Raw genomic sequence first — 22,320 nt, 5'->3', positions numbered from 1 at the left:
GCGGCTACCTTGTTATAAACAGAAAAATCGCTAGCCTAGTATGGTGCAACTTCTTCGGAGCATTCTCTAAGACGTACCTAGTTATTCTGGGATTTTCGTTCAAATGAAAGGTAAATAAGTCGATGTATTTGCAATTCATCGTAATTTATTCCTTCTTTACAGGCAAGCAACTTGTCAGATTATTTAACAAAGTATTTTAATAGCTTGCATGAATACAAAAAATAGAGTTGCATCCATTCAGATGCAACTCTAAATAACAATTATAAGATCCTTTAACTCCGTTTAAAATTCTCCTCAATCTGCTCCAGCGATAATCCTCTTGTTTCCGGTAAATACTTTCCTATAAACACAATCCCTCCAACCGCAAATACGGCGAAAAGGAAGAAGGTTGCCGATAAGCCAACACTGTCTAATAGTACGGGGAAGAATAAACCAACTAAAAAATTGAAAAGCCAGAGAAACAAGACTGCCATTCCCATCCCTATTCCTCGGATTCTGGCTGGAAATATCTCTGATAAGGTGAGCCATGTCATTGGACCGACTGCTCCTTGGAAGAACGCTAAGTATAAACATGTCATAGAAAGGACGACATATGGCAGCATTGGGGAATCCGCAAGAAGCAGTGTGGAAATTCCGATTGAAAGGAGAGCTGCGGTAACACCAATTAATCCTGTCAGAAACATAGAACGTCTATTTACTTTATGCATGATGGACATGCCAATAATGACGGCTACTAAGGAAATTAAGCCATTTGCGACATTTCCGATTAATGCTGCCTTTGTTCCAAAGCCAGAGTTTTGGAGAATTTGTGTGCCATAGTACATGATTGAATTAATGCCTACTAATTGTGAAATCGCTCCGATTCCTATTCCAAGGACAACGATTCTTCTAATCCATGGAATGCCTAAATCTTTAAAGGTAACTTTTTTGGTGTTTTTCATTTCTTCGATACTTGCTTGAATACTTTTTAATTCTTTCTCAGCCGAAATTCCTTCACGAATTTGTTTTAGTGTATGCAGTGCTTCTGCTATTCTCCCTTTTGATGCGAGCCAGCGTGGGCTTTCTGGCAATATAAGAACACCTAACCATAAGGCAACGGCTGGTAGTGTAGCAATCACTAGCATATATCGCCAGACATGTCCTGCTTCGTCAAAGGTATTTCCGATAACAGCATTAAAAACATAGGCAAGTAATTGACCAGTGACAATCATTAATTCATTTTGTGTTACTAATCTGCCGCGTCGTTCTGCTGGTGACATTTCTGCAAGATAAGAGGGGATGATAACGGATGCTCCGCCTACAGCTAGCCCTAACAGAAATCGGAATGAAATCATGATGGTTGTATTAGGAGCGATAACACAGCCAAGCGCTGCGAAGAAGAATAAGATCGCTAAATAAAGAATCGTTTTTCGATGTCCCCTAGTATCTGAGAGCCGGCCTCCGAAGATGGAACCAATTGCCGCTCCCAAAACAAGTGAACTTGCGACCAAACCTTCTGTAAAAGGAGTTAAGTTAAGCTGGTCAGGCTGAGCCATGAATAGCAGTGCACCGTTAATTACACCTGTATCATAACCAAACAACAATCCTCCAAAGGTCGCTACAATCGTAATTAACCGGAGATTTTTTTTAGGATCTTTATTACCCTTTCCTGTCTCCATCGAGTAATGATTAGACAACTTTGCATTATCCATTGCCCATTCCTCCTTTTTCGCCAGAGTATTTGTATCCGCTTTCAAAAATAATCAAATAAAACGGATGCTTTCTTAGCTTTACAACTCTATCATATGATGGATCTTCTTTATGATAGAGTTGTAAAGAACTGTTTATTTGGTATTAATTACGTTAGTAATAGTTTTTAAGTATTCACTTGTCCGCTTTGCAATTGGAAATGGCTTATCAAATGGTGCAGGATACATATCCTGTTCGACAACTGCCCACCCATTATAGTTTATGTCCTGCAAAGTTTTAAAGAAAGCTTCCATATCGACTACACCTAATTCAGGTTCACACATAATATCCTCACTCACTGCTTTAGCAAAGGACCAGCCCTCTATTTGCATTCTTTCTCTTACCTTGAGATCACAGCTTTTAATGTGAAGGTATGGAATACGAGCATGGTGTTTGCGCATGAACGCAACTGGATCACCATCTGCATATGCATGATGTCCTGTATCTAAGCATAGATTTATATCTGTGTCATACAGAAGTCTTTCGATTTGCTCCTCTGTCTCAATATGACTTTGTGCATGTGGATGAAACACTACTTCCAAGCCGTATCTTAATTTTGCATGGTTTTTTATTTGTTCTACATTGCGGATAAATGAGCTCCATTCGTCATCGTTTAATATTTGCGGACGGATAAGTTCGCCTGAAAACAAATCTGTATAACAATCATCGATTAACACTACATATTTCGCAGTTGGAAACTTCAGCTGAAGCTCTGCCATTTCATCGAGTAGAGCAATCATTTCCTGTGTTTTTTTCTCAGAAGTAAGATCACCAACTAATGTTGTTGCTGTCAGGGTTAAGTTGCGTTTCTCAAGCTCTTGCTTTAATTGCTGATAATTATTCGGAAGATAGCCCCATGGTCCAAGCTCAATCCCCTCATAGCCTGCCTCTTCCATTTCATTTAAGCACCGTTCCCACGGCACTTGCTTTTCATCTTCGGGAAACCATACTCCCCAGGAGTCTGGTGCTGTTCCTATTTTAATATTCATGCGATTACACCTCCCACTTCATTCACACGAACCCATTGCTGCTGTACTGCTGATGCTAGAATGGCATCAACTGTTTTATCAATTTGTGCGCCAAATTCAAAATCACAAGCATAGGCAGTGCCTTTTGATAGTGCTGACAGCAATTCGTGTGCTTCAAGCACTTTCATATCGTTATAACCGATTGCAATACCAGCTGCTGGATAAAATGCACTATAGCCTTTATGATCTGGACCTAAAAATACTGTTCGGAAACCTCTGTCTGCACTATTATCTGATGTGAAATACACGTTTACTTCATTCATACGTTCTAAAGAATAGTGAACAGTGCCTTTTGTTCCTTGGATTTCATATGTTAAGTAATTTTTTCTTCCTGCTGCAATCCGGCTCGAAGAAATTGTGCCGACTGCTCCATTTTCATAGTTTGTTAGGATTGCAATAATATCTTCATTTTCTACTTCTGCTAAAGTTAAAGAACCAGGAGATGATGGTCTTTGTTTAAATATAGTTTTCGCTGTTGCGTTAACGCTTTCAATATTTCCCAAAATAAACTGGGAAACACTTAACAAGTGGGAGCCCTAAATCACCTAGTGCGCCAGAACCAGAATACTTATTAATATGTCTCCACGTAATAGGCAAATCTGGGTCAAGCAGGCTATCTTGTGCATACGTTCCGAAGAAGCCGACGATGTCGCCTAGTTTCCCAGTGTCTACTAGTTCTTTTATATAAGCAGTGGCTGGATTCATCACATTATTGTAGCCAACATAGTTGACGACTCCTTTAGCCTTCGCAATTTCCGCAAGCTCTAATGATTGTTCACTTGATAGAGTTAAAGGTTTTTCACAGTATACATGCTTGCCGTTCTCTAGTGCAGCCTTTGCAATTTCATAGTGAAATGCATTTGGTGTCGCAATATCAACGATGTCAATATGTTCGTCAGTGACTACGTCCTGCCAGTTTGTTGTCCATCTAGAATAGCCTAATGTCTCACTTGCTTTTTGAGCTGCTTCTGCACTAACATCTGATACAACTTCAAAAATTGGCTTGCCATATTCAGGACCAAAGTTCAATAAAGCGTTTACAAATGAATTCGTATGAGCCTTCCCCATCCAACCTGCACCAATCAGTCCAATTCTAATTTCCATGTTATTTAACTCCTTTATTGTTTATTTTTGCTTTCCTTATGTACATATTAATAAACTCTATTTACAATGTCATTATAGGATATTGCTAAATAATGTAATATTCTTGCTGTCTTTATAATGCGTGTAAAAGATATGTAGGAGGAAGTTTTATATGGTGGAAAAAGGAGTCTTATCACAATCAAAAATGTATTTTCATACACCTAGTGATTTCGCGAAAGATGCACTTTTCTATTTATCTTACTCTGGTACGTTCTGCTGCAGTAACGAATATATCGTAGAGCGGAACAATTGGAACAGCTATCTATTTATGATTGTAAAGAAGGGAAAAATGAGAATCTTTTATGAGGGAAAGGAATATACCGCCTCAGAAAACTCGTTTGTGTTTCTGAATTGCTATAAACCACATAAATATCAGGCCGAAGAGGAAACTGTATTTGATTGGATTCATTTCTCTGGTAATGCGAGTGAAGCTTATTATAATCTCCTATATGAAGCAGGCGGATGTGTTTTTTCGATTGCAAACAATTATGTAATTCAAGACTATATGACTAGTATTCTCCATGCAGCCAAAGAAAATCATGTAGAAGAGGATGCTGTATCTATTTATATACATAAGATATTGTATGAATTAAAAAAGAAATCGAGTGAAGTGGATTCCTTGCAATTCAAATCTATCTTAGAGGCGATTAATTACATAGAAAGCTCCTTTCCTAACCAAATTAAGCTTCAGGACATTGCCGATTGTGCAGGATTAAGTCCATATCATTTTTCACGAGTATTTAAAAAACATTTGAACTGTTCTCCCTATCAATATTTAATTAACTTCCGCATTAATCATGCCAAAGAGCTCTTGCACAACACAGACTTATCTATTCAGGAAATCACATTTGAATGTGGCTTTAACAGTGTGCCTCATTTCATAAAAATTTTTAAAGAGCATACAGAATTAACACCAAAGAAGTTTAGAAATCTGCCATTTTAAAGAAAGAAGGAACAAGTGGTATACACTTGTTCCTTCTATTATTATTCCCATATATCTTTCAATTCCCAATAAGTAAAATCGATTACTTCAGCTGCTCCATTTTCTGCAAAAAGTTCAAACCCTAGTATTGCTTCGTTAGGATATATACGGCTTGTCATTGTCACTTGTCCATCATTTGCGAATACTTCGATAGAGGATCTGTCGATAAACACCCTTAGTGAAAGTTGTGTGTCAGCTTTAAGTGTAGTGCCTCTTACTCCATCTTCGCTTTTTCCAGCTTTAGACACATCTAACACTAGCTTCTGTTCTTTCGTTTCATATTTTATCAAGGTTTCCTCTTGATTGATGCCGCGGATTTTCACGCCCACTGTTTGTGCTGCTGTTTTTGTTAAATCAATATCAAGCTTTAATTCCATAAGATCATTATTTGCTTCAACGAGATAGCTTTCAGCTAGATGTTTGTTTGTGCACACCTTTTGCTCTGTTGTTCGCAGCAATGACAATTCCTCTACTGGTTTCATGAGAATTTTGTTATTTTGATCAAGTGTTAACTCGCGGGGAAGTGTTAAGGCGCCGCACCAGCCGTCTTCCTTTGTCGGCATAATCGATTCCCACATATCCATCCAGCCAATCGCAATGCGGCGGCCTTTGTCATCTAAAAATGTTTGCACTGCATAAAAGTCATGGCCATTATCTAGTTCTGTGAAATCATCTGCTTCAAAGCTATTTGTTTCATAACTGTAATCTCCAACTATATAGCCTGTTTGGAAGATATTATTATATAATTCACCTTGTGCCTCCATGCCTTGCGGAGAGAATAATAGTACATGCTTTCCTCCAAGCTCAAAGAAGTCTGGACATTCCCACATATAACCTAGTGATCCATCACTCTCTGCTAATACGCCAATATATTGCCACTCTCGTAGATCACTTGATTTATATAAAACAACTTTGCCGGTATCTTCCTTTCTTGTGCCTAATATCATATACCAGAAGTCCTCATACTTCCATACTTTAGGGTCACGGAAATGACCAGATCCTTCTTCAGGATGCTTGGATATTACCGGATTTGCGGTGTCTTTTGTAAAGTGAATGCCATCTGTGCTAGTAGCAATACATTGGGACTGATCGAGAATATCTTTCTCTTTGTCTATAAATATATTGCCTGTGTAAATCAAGGTAAGAATGCCATTATCATCAACAGCACTTCCAGAAAAACAACCATCTTTTTCGTATGCTTCTGTTGGTGCAAGGGCAATTGGCAAGTGCTCCCAATGAACTAAATCCTTGCTTTTCACATGGCCCCAATGCATCGGACCCCAGTTTTCATCAAATGGATGATGCTGATAAAACACATGATATTCCCCTTTATATTGGACTAAACCATTCGGATCATTTATCCAATTTGCAGGCGCCATAATATGATAGCCTAATCTGTAGCGGGAATTCATTTGCTGCTTTGCCTTTTCGATGGCTTCTTGCGCTAGTTGAAGCTTATTAGTTGTTAACATGTACAATTCCTCCTAATTAACTATTTGCAGTTTTTTCTTATTATTTATCGTTTTATTCGAATTGAGTAATGTAAAGATCGAAATAATCGAAAATACGAGCACCAATAATCCCATTAATAAATAGGACTGTCTAAATCCAATACTGTCATATAATCTGCCGGCCAAAGGAGATAGAATCGATGCACCGACTTGAGATGCAAATTGAAAGCCGACTAAATATAAGACTGATGACAATCTAGTGTCAAAATTCGCAGCTAAATATTTAAAGATAGCAATTAACATGATTGGCAGCTCCACTGCATGAATTAACTTCATCGAAGAAATTCCAATTGGACCTATTACAATACCGGAGCCAATGATGCGGAAAGCCATCAAAAAACCTGCCAGCAATAAACTTCGTTTCGCTCCAAGCTTATTCACAAGAAATGGAGCTAAGAACATCATTCCTGCTTCCAAAAACACTTGGAATGAATTTAAATAGCCGAACACTTGATTACCAAGGGCTTCAGATGCAAACAAAGAAGAATAATAGATTGGAAATTGTTGATCATATACACTGTAAACGCAAGTGACACCAACAACATACATCATTAAAAACCAGAAATCTTTTAAGAGAAACAGCTGTCCTACATCTTTCAAGGTAACAGAGTCGGCTCTTTCCATTTCATGATGAGTCATCTCTACTCTTACAGATAAAATGATTGCAACGAGGATGACCGCAGACACAGAGGCAATCCAAAAGTTGATGTTCGGGTTAACATTAAACAGCTGCCCGGCAAAGAAAGTAGCTGCGGCCCACCCCAGCGAGCCCCACATTCTTGATTTCCCATACTCAAACTGATATTTCCGGCCAATCTTTTCAATATAAGACTCGATTGCACCGATGCCGGCTAAAAAGGCTGTTCCAAGATAAAGGCCACCAACCGCTGCCCCTAATAGCACATTAAATTGCAATAATGGTCCGTAAACATAAATATAAAACGGTCCAACAAAAACAAGCAGCAAGCTAATGAAAAACAGAATATTTTTCTTCAGACCAATTTTATCTGAAATATATCCGTATATGGGCTGCATACATAAAGCGAAGATAGCGTTTACAGAAAAGATAATGCCAGTTTCTGCTCCGTTTAAGTTTATTTCTTGACCTAACCAAATGGAAAATAAGGAATAACTAGAAGACCAAGTAAAAAAGAAAAAGAAAAAATAAGCACTTAATTGCCAATACAATCGTTTTGAACCATTCATTTCAATTTCCCCTTTTTGATGTAATGGAGTACAAATCTAAATTGAAAGCACTTTCAACATCATTTTATGTCAACCGGTTTCATATGTCAACGGGTTGACATAGATTTTTCTTAAATTAGTTTTAGGTCTACTAATATCGAAACATCTAAAGTTATGGTAAATGTTCAACTTACTTCCCTACTTGAGAAAAAGTTTTAATTTTTATTTGGTTCCATTATTAACTTCAAAATGGCTAAACCACAGTATTTTAAGTCCTATATTATAAAGAATCTTATTTCCTAAAAAGTCTTTGTAATATTCCATTATGTTTAAAGTAAAATCTGTTCGGGTATTTAGTATGAGACAAAAAATATAGGTTATATAAGCAGATTTATTGTAGTGAATGATAGCAAGGTTTAGAAATCGTTAGGATTATAAAAAAATGAAAGGAGGGAAACAACTATTCACTTGAGATCAGTGTTAGTTTGACCTGACGAATTTGGCACTATATTAATTATTTGTGCTTTCAGTTTACCTCAAATGCTTTTCCCCACAATATGATACATGAGTAACACTAGATTGAACTAATCTGTTATTTTTGTATAACCGCACATCACGGAGTTGAAAAAATGAAATTTAACAAGAAGAAGATTAACATTGTAGATATTCAAACAGCGAAGAAAAGTGTGTTTGCTACAGGAGTAGGAAATGCAATGGAATGGTTTGATTTTGGTTTATATTCCTACTTAGCTGTTATTATTAGTCAGAACTTTTTTAGTGCAGTACAAAATGACGAGTTAAAATTAGTATTTACTTTTGCCACATTTGCAATTGCCTTCTTAATGCGACCTTTAGGCGGTATTATCTTTGGTAAAATTGGTGATAAAGCCGGAAGAAAAGTCGTCTTAACTACAACCATTATTTTAATGGCCTTTTCGACCTTATTGATCGGTTTATTACCTACTTATGATCAAATTGGAATATGGGCTCCTATCCTGTTATTAGTCGCAAGAATTATTCAAGGATTTTCAACTGGAGGCGAATATGCCGGTGCAATGGTCTATATTGCTGAATCATCTCCTGACAATAAGCGCAGCATCCTCGGAAGTGGATTAGAAATTGGTACCCTTGCAGGATATATATTAGCTTCACTCGTAGCAAGCATACTCTTTATCACCTTATCAGATGAACAAATGGCCTCATGGGGTTGGAGAATTCCATTCTTGCTTGGTTTACCACTAGGATTTGTTGGATTGTATTTGAGAAAGAACCTAGAGGAATCACCTATTTTTGAAAATGAAATTTCTACTACAGATGCTCAAGAACAAACAGAAGAAAGCTTCTTCTCTATACTAAAAAATCATAAAAAAGATATTATTGTCTGTTTCGTATCTGTAGCCTTCTTTAATGTTACCAATTATATGTTATTATCCTATATGCCTTCCTATTTAAACGAAATTATTGGTTTATCAAGCACTACCGGTACTATATTAATTACACTTGTGATGGTCATCATGGTGCCACTCACATTACTATTCGGTAAGCTAAGTGATAATATTGGTAATAAAAAAGTCTTCTTAATCGGTTTAGGCGGTTTGACCCTTTTATCGGCGCTAGCTTTTTATTTCGTAAACATGAGTGGCCTAATATTTATTTCATTAGGTATTCTAATTCTGGGTGTACTGCTTGCAACCTATGAAGGCTCCATGCCTGGTTCGCTACCAGCAATGTTCCATACCGATATACGCTACCGAACACTATCTGTAACATTTAATGTCTCAGTTTCTATATTTGGTGGTACTACACCATTAGTTTCCACCTGGCTCGTTCACCAAACAGGCAATAACTTAGCACCTGCCTGGTACTTAACAATCATAAGTCTTATCGGATTCTTTGTAATTCTATTCTTATTTAAGAGTACAACAGGAAAATCCTTAAAAGGATCTTACCCAACAGTTGCTACAAAGTCTGATTATAAAGAAGTTATTGAGAATCCAGCAGATGCCCTATGGTGGAAGGCTGAACAAGAAGAAAACAAACTTTATTAACAATCTATTGGTTCCATTTATCAACTGGATAGAACTCTCAACAGAATTAAAGCATCAGCATTTTGCTGGTGCTTTTTTGAGTTGAATTCCTGTAAGAGCATATTTATTGGACTGTTTAAATAGTAATGCAAGGCAACTATTAATACAGTTTACCCTCTTTTAGTGAATGAAGAAAAGCTGCCCATAACGGACAGCTTTTCTTCATTTTCTCGTTAACTATACTTCTTAAGAATATTTTTATATACTCTAGCAACATCAAAAATTTATGGGACAGCACAGATTACAGATATAAATAATCCAAAATAACGAAATACTTCTTCATTATCATCCATCCAATATAATACATGAGGTACGGGAGTAATTAATAAAACTACACCAATATAAATCCATAAAAAAGGGCTCGTTGTCTATCCACTTATCCAAAATCCTCTATTCCTTAGTTATTCTAACCATATGTATTCTATCTTACTCTGACAATTCCTTATATCACTAACTGTTGAAAAACAACTATTAAATCCTTCTTTTTTCTGTCTAAAAAGAAATCTCGCTTTTTAGCTTTTATCCATTCAAGATAACAAGGAAGAACCCTTCTTAATTCATGGATCCCTTCTTTAAATTTCACAAGATTTACATGATTAGTTTTTCTGAACTGTTCTGTTACTCAATTCCCTCATAAAATGTAATTCTATTTCAAAAAGGGTCAATAACTGTTAATTCGATAGTGTTCCAAGGCATTTTTTCAATAGCTGGATTAGAGTATGGATATTCTTTTCTTGATAGTAAGGAATGAAAATTTTTTAAATCATTAATTTTAATTCTAATTTAATTCCCTGGAGAAGAGTCTCCATTATGTTCAGATAGATGTATAACTATATCATTTAAAGAAATTTGGAGATATACTGGCATATTTTCCGAATATTTATGTTCCCAATCTATTCTAAATCCTAAATAATTTATATAAAACGAGCAAACTTTTTCAATATCAAAACACGAAAGATAGGTATAATCATATATTATTCCTTTTGTGCACACTAGATAAAGACCCAAACTTACATACATATTGATAGGAATTAATCGAGTTTTGCATTCGTCAACTCCTTAATGCTCCTCGTTGACAGACACTATAAGGGGAATTTCTATCAATGTCCAATATTATTGTTATCACTACTAATTGGTTCAATTAAATTCCCATTTTTATCTGTTATGACACTTTCTGTTTTATCATTGGATTCTTTCGAAAATGAATAATATGAAATAGACACAACTATAATAGCTACCAACACAATAGAAATAATTTTCTTCATAGGAACTCCTTTCAAAGGCTTCTTATCTTTTATTTTAACTTCCTTTTTAATTTATAAAAATAGGACTTCCTCGTCAACCTAATCAAAAAATCCCAACAGAATGAGAAAATTATTTGCTTCACATGTTAAAGAAAAGCTTTTTGTTTTTAAAAATCCATTATATTGCTGCATGAAGCGGAATTACATCAACTAAATGGAAGTTTACATTTGTAAATTCAGAACAAAGTGAAAGACAACACTGAAAGTTAAACAGATATTCCTTCTTCAACAAACTTACCCTTTCATAGTAAAATAAGAACCAGCCGCCTATTATAGCAGCTGGTTCTTATTTTCGCTTGTGTTTTTCATTAATTATTTTTTTGTTGAGTATCCTGACTTTTCCAACCATTAGCAACCTCATATCCTCTACGATATATTTCGCTAACTCATCATCAGAAATGTCATCTCCATGGATATCGAGACGAAAATCCTGTCCTTGTAAACCACCGCCATTCAGTAAAATCGATTTCAAAGTCGAATTGGACTCTTTTATCCATTTTTATATCCACCTCTAGTTAGTTTTGTGTCGATATTATATATATTCTCATAAAGTAAAACAATGACTTTTTACAGCTATCCTAACTCAATTAAGGCATAATATTTCATAACCCACGATAAATGGCGATCCTCATCTATAAGAATCGCCATTTTCTAATTAATATTTTTACAAATGTAGCCTACATTATTTATGACAGTTTTTTAGCTGGTTTAGAAATATAACCTCTCAGTAAAATAGTCACCAAACTTAACACTAAGAACAATATTCCTCCCCAAACAATATATTCTATCCCAATGCCTGTAATGAATAAGCCTCCTACAGCAGTTCCAATACTTATTCCCCAGTTAGAGCCCGAGACGAATAATCCATTAGCAAACTCTGGTGCTTCTGGTGCAGCAGAAGTTATCCAATATTGGTTCAAATTATTTTGAATGGAGAACAAAATGCCGAATATAATCATAATTATTGCCATCGGAACTAGAAGCTCTCCTACAAAAAACCATACGATGAAAATTAATGCCATTACTATCGGAAAAATAATGGCTGTTTTGATTGCACTTTTAGTAAGAAAATTCCCAGCCAGAAGATTTCCAACGATACTTGCTGCACCGAATAAAAAGAGTACTAGGCTTAAAGTTTTCCCAGATACTTGTGTAACACTAGTCAAGTATTCAGAGGTAAAACTATTCGTTCCAGCAACTGCGGCGGTTAGAAAAATAATCGTAAAAATGCTTAACCATGTAACTGGTCTTTTCAATACGCTTAACTGCTTTCCGTAAGATGTTTTCCCTGCAACTGGCATAGAAGGTACTAAGAACAAAGTTAATAAAAATGCTACTGCATTTAAAGCAGCAGGAAACAGTAACGCCATTTCAATTGAAGCCATACTTGCAATAAATGTAGTGATAGGTACACCAAGCACCATACCTGCAGAAACTCCCATAACAATAATGGTTATTGCTTTCCGAGCTTCCTTTTCATCCCCTGCCGTAGCTGCAATTGTTAATGCCAATGAACAATAGATTGGATGAAAAAATGCAGGAATTATACGAGCGACTAATGCAATGTTAAAATTAGTTGCAAAAATAGAAAAAACAGTGCCGACTACAAATACTCCTAAAGAAATAAGCATTACCTTTTTACGATTAATACCTGAAAATAAAACTGGTAATACTGGACCTGTAATAGCAACAACAAGTGCAAACAGACTAACCAACAATCCGGCTCTTGTGACAGAAATTCCGTAATGCTCTGCCAGTAAAGGTAAAATACCGATTACACCCATCTCCGTGTTCAATACCCCAAATACTCCAAATGCTAAAATAAAAATAAGTAGTTTAGTATGTTTCTCCAAAATAGTACTCCCTTTTTAACAAAAAATTTCATTTGATATTTTTATAAATAAATTTTCGCTAACTAATATTAGCGGACCGGAAATGATTCCAGCTTATGGTTTAAAGCATATTTCATGTGAGCCTTCTATTTATACTTAGTTATAAATCATTTATATACTGGATATTTTTTTAATCTTGTGGAATAGTTAAAACGATTTTCCCAAAGTTTTCTCCGTGTTCCATTTTGAATAATCCCTCTGGTAGCTGTTCCAACGAAAGAGTTTCGTCCAAAATAGGATGAATTTGGTGTTCTTCAACAAATTTAAGCATCTCAGCAAAGTCTTGGGGACTTCCCATTGTAGAACCTATCAGGGACATCTCCTTTACAGTCATACTTGGAAGGAATAAATTCGGTACTGCACCTCTCGTTGCTCCAAAACTGACAATTCTACTACCAATTTTCCCAAGTGACACTAAGGTTGAAAACGAATCTCCACCAATACTGTCAATAGATAGGTCAATACCACCAGTTAATTTCTCTAATTTCTCCGACCAATCATCTGCTGTGTAGTTGACACCTCCCACCGCACCAAATTCTTTAGCCTTTTCTATCTTTTCTTCTTTGCTTAATGTTACGTAAACTTTTGCTCCTAATGCAGCTGCAAACTGAACAAGAAAAGTAGCTACGCCTCCGCCAACACCTGGAATAAGTACGGTTTCCCCCTTCTTCACTTTACCTTTCGTGATTAGAGCACGGTAGGCAGTTAAGCCAGCGAGTGGTAGTGCTGCTGCTTCTTCCCAAGATAAATGAGTAGGTTTTGCGTAAACATTTTCCACTGGTATCTTTACATATTGAGCGAATGTTCCGTCAGTTGGATTACCAAGAACTTGGAAGTCGGTACTTTTTTTATCTTTATCATTTCCCCAGTTTATTCCAGGGTTTATAATGACTTCGTCACCAATAAAGACATTTTGAACTTCGCCTCCAACCTCGACGACCTTTCCTGCACCGTCGGAACCAAGAATAGCTGGCAGTTTCATCCCTGGGTATTGCCCTTTTACAACCATAAGATCTCTTCGGTTAAGAGATGCCGCTTGTAATCGAACGATGACATCATTCGGACCCGGTTTTGGCTTTTCTATATCTTGTAACTTTAATTGACTTGGTTCCCCTGTTTCTCTTAACATTATTGCTTTCATATAAATCTATCCTTTCATGGCTAAGTCTTTCTCTATTTCAGAGAAAATTAAATTAAATATCAAATTTCCAATTGGCAAATTGCTTCACAATATTTGGATTGTTTTTGGAAGGAAATAGACTCGTATTTGTATCTAAAGTTGAAATTGCGTCCATATCGTCTTGGCTTAATTCAAAGTCAAAAATACGAAAGTTTTCGATAATTCGTTCCTTGTGAACAGACTTTGGAATCACAACAATTCCCCTTTGTGTTAACCACCTTAAAATTACTTGAGCAACAGACTTTTTATGCTTATTAGCTAATGTAACTAAAATTTCATTTTGAAAAATGTTATTTTTACCTTGAGCAAGCGGACCCCAAGACTCCATCTGGATATTGTATTCTTTCATAATTTTTTCACTTTCCAATTGGTGGTAAAATGGATGGGTTTCAATTTGGTTTACAACTGGAACAATATCGTTATGACAAATCAAATCTACTAAACGATCCATCTGGAAATTACTTACGCCTATTGCTTTAACTTTTCCTTGTGCATACAATTCCTCCATCGCACGCCAAGATCCGTATATATCCCCAAATGGCTGGTGAATCAAATATAAATCTATATAGTCCAATTGCAGCCTATCCAATGATTTTTCAAAAGCTATTTTTGCACGCTCAAAACCAGCATCCTGAACCCACAGTTTTGTTGTAACAAATATTTCCTCTCTAGGCACTCCACTGCGTATGATAGCTCTCCCGACCGCTTCTTCATTTTCATAAGCAGCTGCAGTATCAATTAGACGATAACCAGCAATAAGTGCATCGTAAACTGCTTGTTCACATTCTTCAGCATCTGGGATCTGCCAAACTCCAAATCCGAGTAAAGGCATTTCAACACCATTATTTAAAGTCACTTTTTGCATACTAAAACCTCCAAAAATAGTCTCTGATTTATTCAAAGTAAATCCTTTACTCTTGCATGTTTTATTGCGAAATTTTACTATCAGATTCTTTGAACAGCTTTAAATATAATTTCTTCGTGTAACACGAAGTCAAGAAAGAGATAGCATTTTTTAAATCGATTTAGGTATTTACAAGATTGGAAATCCTGAGTATCATTACCTTACCAGCTTCGTGTTACTCGAAGTCAAGAAAAGATAGTATTTTTTATATTTATATAGGTATTACAAGATTGAAATTCTGAGTATCGTTACAATATCACCTTCGTGTTACACGAAGTCAATAATATAAATTAACCTAAATTTAAAGAAAAGGAGTTTTTTAATATATGTATACGGTAAAAGAAGTTGCTAAATTACTTGATATAACCTCCCACACTGTACGTTACTATACAGATAAGGGGTTAGTTCCTAATCTACAGCGAGATAAAAATAATAATCGCATCTTTAAGGATGATTCTATAAATTGGCTTAGAGGGGCAAAAAACTTAAAAAAGAGTGGAATGTCAGTTGATGATATAAAGAAATATGTTGAGCTCTGTTTGGAAGGTGATTCTACTATTCCGGAACGTTTTGAAATAATATTGAAGCAAAAAGAACTGGTCCTGAAGCAATTAGAAGAAGCAAAATTAATGGCCGAATATATTCTAAATAAAGAAAAGCACTACCGTAATATTATGAATCAGGTTATTCCAGATGATACGAACCCTGCCCTTTGGCATAATGGTAGATTGCCAAAGAGTGACAGCCAATCTTGTCAACCCGTTAATGAGGCTAAGATTGCTGATTAGAAAGAATTATTTATAATATAAATTATCCATTAATAGTTAAAAGTCGATGTTCCTATGGAATATCGACTTTTTCTTTATGATGCCCATACACTATAAATCTCTCAATAAACAAACACTTATTCTTAAATTTAACATTTTATAAAGCTAAAGCAGCAGAAAAGAATAAATAAAGTGCCAACTAATTAGTGCAGGCTTGATGAATAAATGAGATACAGGAATGTTTTTATCCTACATTTTTGTATTACAGGAATTCTGCTCTAATTGTACTAGAAAAGACGCTCCCTTTTATGAAAAGAATGCATTTTTTAGTACATATGCCTAGAAAAGAACTCGTTTATCAATTTATCTGTTGTAAGTATTGTGGCAAATTCTTCGTGCAATGTAGCTAGAGAGATATTATGAATAGCTTCTGCATCATAATATCTCTCATTTTGGTCCTTTAAACCAAAGGCAGCTGTTGCATCTGAAATCAGGTATGTATCGAAACCTAAGTTACCACTCATTCTTGTAGTTGTAGATATACAATGAGGTGTAGTTAAACCAGTAATTACAACTGTTTTTATTTCATTTTCTATTAAAATCTCTTCTAAATTTGTACCAATAAAGCTACTGTTTACTTTCTTATTTATTATTACTTCTTTATCAATAGGTTTAACGATTTCTTTAATAGCAAACCCCTCATTTTTATGATGAAATACTGAATTAGGATTATCAGATGTATGTTGTATATGTATTACTAACCATTCTTGTTCTCTCCATAATTTTAGTATCTTACTAATGTTTTCTTCTGCATTAAGGTTGTTACGTTCTCCCCATTTTTTATTATCGAAAGCTTTTTGCACATCGACTATAATTAAAGCTTTTTTCTTTTCCTCCATAAGATATCCTCCTATCATTAATTTTCACTACATTTTAAATCACTTTTGTTCATTTAACCTACCATCTTATGTAATAGAAAAATATCATTGCTGCCTTTAGCACTTATTTCTGTTAGGTGATTTTCTTTAAAACTATTAAAATGAAAATTCCTTTTCAGATAGTCCCAAAATATCTGTATTATTAGGTAAATAACCGAGTAACCGCAGCATTGCTACAATTTGCCCCTTATGATGAAATTCATGTGTAATAGAATGGCATAGTAATTGGTGTGGCGATTTTCTTACAACCCCACTGCCTACTTTCCAAGAAGGCTCTTTAACGATCAGTTCATTATTTCTATCAGCGAATTGATCGAAAACATTATCTACATATATATTTGCCTGCTGAAAATAATGTTGGATATTTTCCATTTTCATTTCCTTGATTGCTTCCTTTGATAATAATGGTGCATCCGTTTTGGCAAGCACAAAAGAACCTAACCAAGCATGATAACAACCCGCGACATGAACTAAGGAATCTTTTATATTTTGAAATCCAAATCCAATCTCTTTTGTAAAATCAGCTTCATTCAATTCTTTACACTGGTCTAGTAAAATCTGCCTTGTTTGTTTTACCCACTCATATTCCTGTTTGTCCATCTCACTATCCCCCACTTATAAAGATAATAACTGAATATTCTTCTTATTATACATAAATGAAGCTTTTCACCAAACACTAATTTTCCATTTCGTACCGACATAATGTGGAGTCTTTTACTACCGTAAATATCCTCCATTATTAATATCGAACGTTGCTCCTGTGTAATGCTTTGCTTTATCTGATAATAAAAAAACAACCGTTTCCGCCACATCTTCAGGTAGGACAGGGGTATTAATGAGTTGGTGACTTAAATATTCTTCTTTTCTCCAATCAGGTATTATCCCCATCATCGTTGTATTTACCATCGTAGGCGCAACAGCATTAACTCGAATATATGGTGAAAAATTCATGGCGCAGCTTTTTGTTAAACCAAGTATAGCTGCTTTCGAAAGTCCGTAAATCGCATCTGAACTGCCTTCCATCCCTGAAACTGAAGACATATTTATGATGATTCCCTTCCGTTTCTCTTCCAATAATTTTTTGCCAAACATTTGTGAAAAATAAATAAATCCCTTTACATTTATGTCTAAAACTTTATCCATTTCATCTGCTTGATAATCCAAAATATTTTTTGCCAAATAAATTCCAGCATTGTTAACTAAACAATCTACGTCAGAATGTTCTGCTTCGATGTAATCAAAAAATTTAGTAACAGCTTCATATTTACTGACATCTAATTGGTATGTATATAAAACATTACGACTATCCATTGCCAGTGATAAATTATTTAAAGAGTTGCCATTAATATCGCAAGCAATTACCGATGCACCCTCATTTAAACACCCTTTGACAATCTCCTTTCCAATTCCATAGCCTGCACCTGTTATTATAACTTTTCTTTTTTTGAGCATTTTTTATAACTCCTCTCTATATTGATTTTTTCGAAAATTTTATCTTCTTTAAATTATAAATGAAACAAATGGAAAAAGGTGGAGGAATTACTTTTGGGGAATTACTTTGTAACAATATTCGTAACATAACAAAGAACCCACCATTTTCTGCTGGATTCTTTTAATAATATTTCTTTTAGGTTTATGTCTAATAACTATAAACTACATTTTTTAATAGTTTTTAAACTATTGACGAATATCAATCCACCAACGGTCTTCTGCATTTAAGTCTTCTGTTATACCAGACCCAGAGTAATGGAAAACATCAAGGAAAATAGAGTCCAGTTTATCTTCATCAACAAAATAACCTAAGTTAATCTTCTTCGTTTGACCTGGTTGGATACTTCCAATATTGTAAAAGGATTTACCACTTCCGTGAGGTTCTAGATAATCAACTTCGCCAGTCATAATACTGTGTTCTGAATTTCCATCAAAATTAGCATAGTTCCACGCATTTCCTTCCGATTTAAGCACTTGCAAGGATGGATGCATATAAATTTCCTCGGTTGCCTGATTACTAGTATTTGTAACTGTTGTAGTTAAATAGACAAACTTTCCATTAATTAATTGGGTATCTACTAACTTGTCAATGGTATCCTTGCCATCCCCCATTTTATAAATATTTCGTTTGTATGGTATAAGGGTTTTTTCCTGATCTATAGCGTTATAATGGGTTAGCATTTCTAATCCAATTTCATTAAAGTTCCCCTGCTTGAAATCTTTAATCGAATCATAGACTTCAACCTTATTTACCGTATATTCTAAGGAATACATTTTACTGACAGTACCATTGCTTCCATTAACCAATTCTTCTATCGTTACTGGAACCACTTCACCTATAGAAAATAATCTATTGCTGTCTTTATTCAAAGGAATAACTTTAAATTCAGTTTGGTCATCGCTGATTTGAGCTTCTTCATACTCTATTATTGGTGTTGCCTTTTCTTTTGATGTTGGTACAAGTGAAATATCTTCCAAAACCTTCATCATTACGTCCTCGTTAACATCAGCCCCAACATAACTCTCTAACATGATTCCCTCGTTCTCAAATAAGAGATATACCTGTCTGTCAAACGTCATGCTTTCATTTACTGAATCTTTACTGATAATAACTGCTTTCCTGCCATTTATCTCTTTTTCTTCATAATTATTTGCGTAAAGTGTCTGGAAGTCTGATTTTCCCCCTACTCTCATAAGACTAAATGAAAAACCACCTTGCGCATAGTTATCTTTAAATGAAAACTTCATGCCATCAGTATTTCGAACTTCTTCCATATTTTCTGGCATATTAGCAATTTTCAATTTATACCATTTATCTTGGTTATTTGTATTTGTATTTGTCACGGAAATATCTACTTCATAATTTTGTTTTTGGATAGTCATATCATAGACTTTAACGGCACCAAAAGCAGTTGTCGGTATACCAATTAATAGACAGGCAGCAGCAATTAGTAAACGATTCTTTTTGCGCCTGATCTTTTGTTGTTCCCTTTTTGCCTTAATTTCCTCCATAAACAATTTCTTTTTATGGTTGTAGGTGTCTGAGAATTCATGTTGTCCAGCTAATGAATCAAAATCATCTAAAGCAATTTTTTCAGCTAAATCATACATTTTTTTTGAGTCCTGTGAATTCGTCAAATTGTAAACCTCCTATCATATTAAGTACACGTTTACGGGCGCGTTCATATTGCTTTCGAACATTGACCTCCGTTAATCCCATTAGCTTGGATATTTCCTGATACGACAGATTATAGAAAACTTTATATTTGAAAACCTGTCTACAAGATTCACTCAACACTGTTAACAATGTATCAATTTGATTTTCAGACATTAAACGCTGTTGCCACTCTTCAATATTTTCATCTATAGTTTCAATTGATTCTCTTTGATATTCTTCCACAAGCAGACCATGGCGTTTATTTTTCCGATAGCTATCTATCGCTTTGTTTTTCGCTATTCTTAATATGTAGCGTTTAAGCTCTTGCGTATCCAAGCTATACAGTTTTTCTAAATTGTTATAAAGTGTGATGAATGTCTCTTGAACAGAATCCTCCGCCTGCTGGATATTATTTAAAATGGAATAGGCAACAGAATAAATTTTTTGTTCATACAACTCATATAATTCTTCCATCTTTTCATAATCTTGATTATTAACTTTCATCTTATCCCCCTCTCACTCTATATAACGAACGAAGTGTAACCAGTTGTGACAGTTTATAAAAAAAAGAATACAAAAAGAAGAGCTTTCCATTCCTAAACTAATACTCTTTTATAAACCCTTGATAGTTATTTCCTGTCCCTGCCCTTATTGTGGCATAAGAAAAGGATTCCAAATTATTATGGAATCCCTCAACAAATCAGTTATAATACAGCAGTTAGGAAAAATTATTTCTTTCTGTTTCTCTACTCAAGCGTAGTGAGTGAAGCTATGGTCATAATGATTAGTACAAAGGAAAATTGTAAACCATACGGTATTATTAGCTGTATTTTCTTCATACTTTATCTTCTTTAACAATGACACAAGATTTAAACAAAAAACAATACAATAAATGGGTAATAAGTAAAAGCTAAAAATAGCAAAAACTTCAATCAAAATAGTCACCTTTTTTCTTTCCTAAGTCAAAATAAAAGCGAATTAAACCAGCATCTCTACCACCATATAATAAAGCAATATTTAAGCTGTAGTTCCTTTTAATAATCGAACAGGCAGCCTTGTTTCTAAATGAATGTCTGTGAATTCTCCCTCTATTTCTTTCAATAAAATATCGATAGCTGTTTTCGCTATTAGATCGACTGGCTGCCTAATGGTTGTAAGTTCTGGTAATAATGTTTGAGCTGTCTCTGTCCCATCATAGCCGACTACCTTAATGTTTTTTCCTCGTTTTTTTGCTTCATTCCAAAATGCTGCCGCAAATAAATCATTAGTGGCAAATACACCATCTACTTCTGGATGGTCGTTAAAAATTTCATTTATTATATGTATATAACTATTTTGAGCAAAAACCTCTGATATTTCATAAATAATTGGCGTCCTGCCCTGTTGCTCCATAAGATCTATATACGCTTTTCTTCTTAATCTGGCCGGCGTTTCCAGTTCTCCAATTCCATCCATTAGCACAATACAATTACAGTCATTTTCAATTAACAATTCTGTTGCGATTTTCCCACCTTCGTAATTATCAGAGCCGACAACTGGGATGGTTTCAGACAGATACCTATCTATAGCAACAACAGCTAAACCTTGCTTATGATAATCAAAAATACCGCGATTATGTGTACCGACAATAATTCCATCCACCTGATTTCGTAATAACATTTCCAAGTATTTTTCTTCTTTATCAATCTGATTTAAACTATTGCAAAGCAACACCTTATACCCTAACGTTGCACAAATGTTTTCTAAGTGAAAAGTCAGTTCTCCAAAGAAAGGGTTTGCCGTTGTCGGCAGTATCAAGCCAATTAAGTTAGACCGCTTGTTAAATAAAGACCGAGCAACATCATTTGGAAAATAATTAAGCTCATTCATCGCTTCTTGGACTTTTTCCCTAGTTTTATCACTTATGTACCCGCGGTTATTCAAAACACGCGAAACAGTAGTTGGCGAAACACCAGCCTTTTTCGCCACATCTTCAATTTTAGGCTTCATTTCTGTTCCTCCTAAAAAACCAATTAAGTATATTATAGTACAAAAGATTATCCGCTGTTTTACTGGATGAAAGATTTATAACATTTTAGGAAGAAAAAGTGCTCATCACGTTATTAACATTAGCCGTCACTTCCATTTTTAAGCTCTACTCTGAATTTTCTTGTTTGTATGTTTAATCAGCAAATCTTGGGTTAACAGACATGAAGATTACTTTTGTTTTAAAGTCAGAATTCAGTTAGTTTCATTTTGTCTTTATTCTATAGATAAATGATGTAAAAAAACCGCAAACATTGTCATATCATGCGATTTCTCAGGAAATACAACATAAAATACGGAAAATATTTCTCAGCTTGTCGCTCCTTCATGATATGCCCCGAAATAGTGCATAATAAAAGCCCGAATCCGCATATAAAATGTACCCTATAGAGTAGACACTTAAAAAAAGTCTACCTATAGGGTATTTTTTTGTATAATTATGTAACACAACTAGAGAAACATGGAGACGGAGAAAATAATGAGTAAAAAGATTTTCAC

Annotated in this window: 19 protein-coding genes and 2 pseudogenes; 3 read left to right on the top strand and 18 right to left on the bottom strand. The window is 35.0% G+C overall.

The features are described 5' to 3' along the window. Positions 1-272: 272 nt before the first annotated feature. The 4 genes from M3600_RS10080 to M3600_RS10065 form a co-directional block, all read right to left on the bottom strand. Complete coding sequence (locus M3600_RS10080; protein ID WP_285854771.1) at positions 273-1,691, bottom strand: sugar porter family MFS transporter; 1,419 nt, start codon at positions 1,689-1,691, stop codon at positions 273-275. Positions 1,692-1,823: 132 nt separating this feature from the next. Next, positions 1,824-2,717, bottom strand: a complete 894-nt coding sequence (locus tag M3600_RS10075) for a sugar phosphate isomerase/epimerase family protein (RefSeq protein WP_251645721.1) — start codon at positions 2,715-2,717, stop codon at positions 1,824-1,826. Beyond that, positions 2,714-3,259 carry a Gfo/Idh/MocA family oxidoreductase gene (locus M3600_RS10070; protein ID WP_251645720.1) on the bottom strand — a complete coding sequence of 182 codons (546 nt, stop codon included), beginning with the start codon at positions 3,257-3,259 and terminating at the stop codon, positions 2,714-2,716. The genes M3600_RS10075 and M3600_RS10070 overlap by 4 nt, the downstream gene beginning before the upstream one ends. Further along, positions 3,246-3,860 carry a Gfo/Idh/MocA family protein gene (locus tag M3600_RS10065; protein WP_251645706.1) on the bottom strand — a complete coding sequence of 205 codons (615 nt, stop codon included), beginning with the start codon at positions 3,858-3,860 and terminating at the stop codon, positions 3,246-3,248. Before M3600_RS10065 ends, M3600_RS10070 begins: the two co-directional genes overlap by 14 nt. Positions 3,861-4,011: 151 nt before the next feature. Between M3600_RS10065 and M3600_RS10060 the strand changes: the two genes are divergently transcribed. Then, positions 4,012-4,842, top strand: a complete 831-nt coding sequence (locus M3600_RS10060) for a helix-turn-helix domain-containing protein (protein ID WP_237942850.1) — start codon at positions 4,012-4,014, stop codon at positions 4,840-4,842. Between the two features lie 41 nt (positions 4,843-4,883). Here the strand turns inward: M3600_RS10060 and M3600_RS10055 are convergent, their stop codons facing one another. After that, positions 4,884-6,353: a glycoside hydrolase family 32 protein gene (locus M3600_RS10055; protein WP_237942851.1), complete on the bottom strand. Its 1,470-nt coding sequence runs from the start codon at positions 6,351-6,353 to the stop codon at positions 4,884-4,886. A gap of 12 nt (positions 6,354-6,365) precedes the next feature. Then, on the bottom strand, positions 6,366-7,598 hold the full coding sequence (locus tag M3600_RS10050; protein ID WP_233315123.1) for an MFS transporter: 1,233 nt from the start codon (positions 7,596-7,598) through the stop codon (positions 6,366-6,368). A 608-nt stretch (positions 7,599-8,206) separates the two neighbouring features. Between M3600_RS10050 and M3600_RS10045 the strand changes: the two genes are divergently transcribed. After that, complete coding sequence (locus tag M3600_RS10045) at positions 8,207-9,625, top strand: MFS transporter (RefSeq protein ID WP_233315122.1); 1,419 nt, start codon at positions 8,207-8,209, stop codon at positions 9,623-9,625. Positions 9,626-10,315: 690 nt separating this feature from the next. On the opposite strand, the pseudogene M3600_RS10040 reads toward M3600_RS10045, so the two are convergent. From M3600_RS10040 to M3600_RS10020, 6 genes and pseudogenes are all read right to left on the bottom strand, one after another. Next, positions 10,316-10,635: pseudogene (locus M3600_RS10040) on the bottom strand (glyoxalase superfamily protein). A 129-nt stretch (positions 10,636-10,764) separates the two neighbouring features. After that, positions 10,765-10,929, bottom strand: coding sequence for a hypothetical protein (locus tag M3600_RS10035; RefSeq protein ID WP_237942853.1), 165 nt, complete (start codon positions 10,927-10,929; stop codon positions 10,765-10,767). Positions 10,930-11,254: 325 nt separating this feature from the next. Further along, a pseudogene (locus M3600_RS29180) lies at positions 11,255-11,465 on the bottom strand (cyclase). Between the two features lie 189 nt (positions 11,466-11,654). After that, positions 11,655-12,821 (bottom strand): MFS transporter, encoded by a 1,167-nt coding sequence (locus M3600_RS10030; protein ID WP_233315119.1) that lies wholly within the window; start codon positions 12,819-12,821, stop codon positions 11,655-11,657. Positions 12,822-12,990: 169 nt separating this feature from the next. Beyond that, positions 12,991-14,001, bottom strand: a complete 1,011-nt coding sequence (locus tag M3600_RS10025) for a zinc-binding dehydrogenase (RefSeq protein WP_251645704.1) — start codon at positions 13,999-14,001, stop codon at positions 12,991-12,993. 52 nt (positions 14,002-14,053) lie between these two features. Beyond that, positions 14,054-14,905 (bottom strand): aldo/keto reductase, encoded by an 852-nt coding sequence (locus M3600_RS10020; RefSeq protein WP_237942858.1) that lies wholly within the window; start codon positions 14,903-14,905, stop codon positions 14,054-14,056. Positions 14,906-15,270: 365 nt separating this feature from the next. Between M3600_RS10020 and M3600_RS10015 the strand changes: the two genes are divergently transcribed. After that, positions 15,271-15,732 carry a MerR family transcriptional regulator gene (locus M3600_RS10015; RefSeq protein ID WP_233315116.1) on the top strand — a complete coding sequence of 154 codons (462 nt, stop codon included), beginning with the start codon at positions 15,271-15,273 and terminating at the stop codon, positions 15,730-15,732. A gap of 305 nt (positions 15,733-16,037) precedes the next feature. Here the strand turns inward: M3600_RS10015 and M3600_RS10010 are convergent, their stop codons facing one another. The 6 genes from M3600_RS10010 to M3600_RS09985 all read right to left on the bottom strand — a co-directional run bounded on the left by M3600_RS10010 (position 16,038) and on the right by M3600_RS09985 (position 21,786). Next, positions 16,038-16,610 carry a cysteine hydrolase family protein gene (locus tag M3600_RS10010; protein ID WP_251645702.1) on the bottom strand — a complete coding sequence of 191 codons (573 nt, stop codon included), beginning with the start codon at positions 16,608-16,610 and terminating at the stop codon, positions 16,038-16,040. 135 nt (positions 16,611-16,745) lie between these two features. Next, positions 16,746-17,249 (bottom strand): DinB family protein, encoded by a 504-nt coding sequence (locus tag M3600_RS10005; protein ID WP_251645700.1) that lies wholly within the window; start codon positions 17,247-17,249, stop codon positions 16,746-16,748. A gap of 117 nt (positions 17,250-17,366) precedes the next feature. Continuing rightward, entirely contained in the window at positions 17,367-18,101 is a 735-nt protein-coding gene (locus tag M3600_RS10000) for an SDR family NAD(P)-dependent oxidoreductase (RefSeq protein WP_251645698.1), read from the bottom strand. A 225-nt stretch (positions 18,102-18,326) separates the two neighbouring features. Then, on the bottom strand, positions 18,327-19,778 hold the full coding sequence (locus M3600_RS09995) for an anti-sigma factor (protein ID WP_251645696.1): 1,452 nt from the start codon (positions 19,776-19,778) through the stop codon (positions 18,327-18,329). Then, positions 19,744-20,301: an RNA polymerase sigma factor gene (locus M3600_RS09990; RefSeq protein WP_251645694.1), complete on the bottom strand. Its 558-nt coding sequence runs from the start codon at positions 20,299-20,301 to the stop codon at positions 19,744-19,746. Before M3600_RS09990 ends, M3600_RS09995 begins: the two co-directional genes overlap by 35 nt. A gap of 513 nt (positions 20,302-20,814) precedes the next feature. Continuing rightward, entirely contained in the window at positions 20,815-21,786 is a 972-nt protein-coding gene (locus M3600_RS09985; protein ID WP_237942863.1) for a LacI family DNA-binding transcriptional regulator, read from the bottom strand. Positions 21,787-22,320: the final 534 nt, after the last annotated feature.

Source organism: Niallia sp. MER 6 (assembly GCF_023714395.1).
Lineage (GTDB): Bacteria > Bacillota > Bacilli > Bacillales > Cytobacillaceae > Niallia.
Note: the sequence above shows the minus strand (reverse complement) of the source record. Positions and strands in the feature narration are given on the sequence as shown.

Coding starts and splice junctions, on each gene's coding strand:
- M3600_RS10080 (WP_285854771.1), bottom strand. CDS start 1,691: ATGGATAATGCAAAGTTGTCTAATCATTACTCGATGGAGACAGGAAAG.
- M3600_RS10075 (WP_251645721.1), bottom strand. CDS start 2,717: ATGAATATTAAAATAGGAACAGCACCAGACTCCTGGGGAGTATGGTTT.
- M3600_RS10065 (WP_251645706.1), bottom strand. CDS start 3,860: ATGGAAATTAGAATTGGACTGATTGGTGCAGGTTGGATGGGGAAGGCT.
- M3600_RS10060 (WP_237942850.1), top strand. CDS start 4,012: ATGGTGGAAAAAGGAGTCTTATCACAATCAAAAATGTATTTTCATACA.
- M3600_RS10055 (WP_237942851.1), bottom strand. CDS start 6,353: ATGTTAACAACTAATAAGCTTCAACTAGCGCAAGAAGCCATCGAAAAG.
- M3600_RS10050 (WP_233315123.1), bottom strand. CDS start 7,598: ATGAATGGTTCAAAACGATTGTATTGGCAATTAAGTGCTTATTTTTTC.
- M3600_RS10045 (WP_233315122.1), top strand. CDS start 8,207: ATGAAATTTAACAAGAAGAAGATTAACATTGTAGATATTCAAACAGCG.
- M3600_RS10035 (WP_237942853.1), bottom strand. CDS start 10,929: ATGAAGAAAATTATTTCTATTGTGTTGGTAGCTATTATAGTTGTGTCT.
- M3600_RS10025 (WP_251645704.1), bottom strand. CDS start 14,001: ATGAAAGCAATAATGTTAAGAGAAACAGGGGAACCAAGTCAATTAAAG.
- M3600_RS10020 (WP_237942858.1), bottom strand. CDS start 14,905: ATGCAAAAAGTGACTTTAAATAATGGTGTTGAAATGCCTTTACTCGGA.
- M3600_RS10015 (WP_233315116.1), top strand. CDS start 15,271: ATGTATACGGTAAAAGAAGTTGCTAAATTACTTGATATAACCTCCCAC.
- M3600_RS10010 (WP_251645702.1), bottom strand. CDS start 16,610: ATGGAGGAAAAGAAAAAAGCTTTAATTATAGTCGATGTGCAAAAAGCT.
- M3600_RS10005 (WP_251645700.1), bottom strand. CDS start 17,249: ATGGACAAACAGGAATATGAGTGGGTAAAACAAACAAGGCAGATTTTA.
- M3600_RS10000 (WP_251645698.1), bottom strand. CDS start 18,101: ATGCTCAAAAAAAGAAAAGTTATAATAACAGGTGCAGGCTATGGAATT.
- M3600_RS09990 (WP_251645694.1), bottom strand. CDS start 20,301: ATGAAAGTTAATAATCAAGATTATGAAAAGATGGAAGAATTATATGAG.
- M3600_RS09985 (WP_237942863.1), bottom strand. CDS start 21,786: ATGAAGCCTAAAATTGAAGATGTGGCGAAAAAGGCTGGTGTTTCGCCA.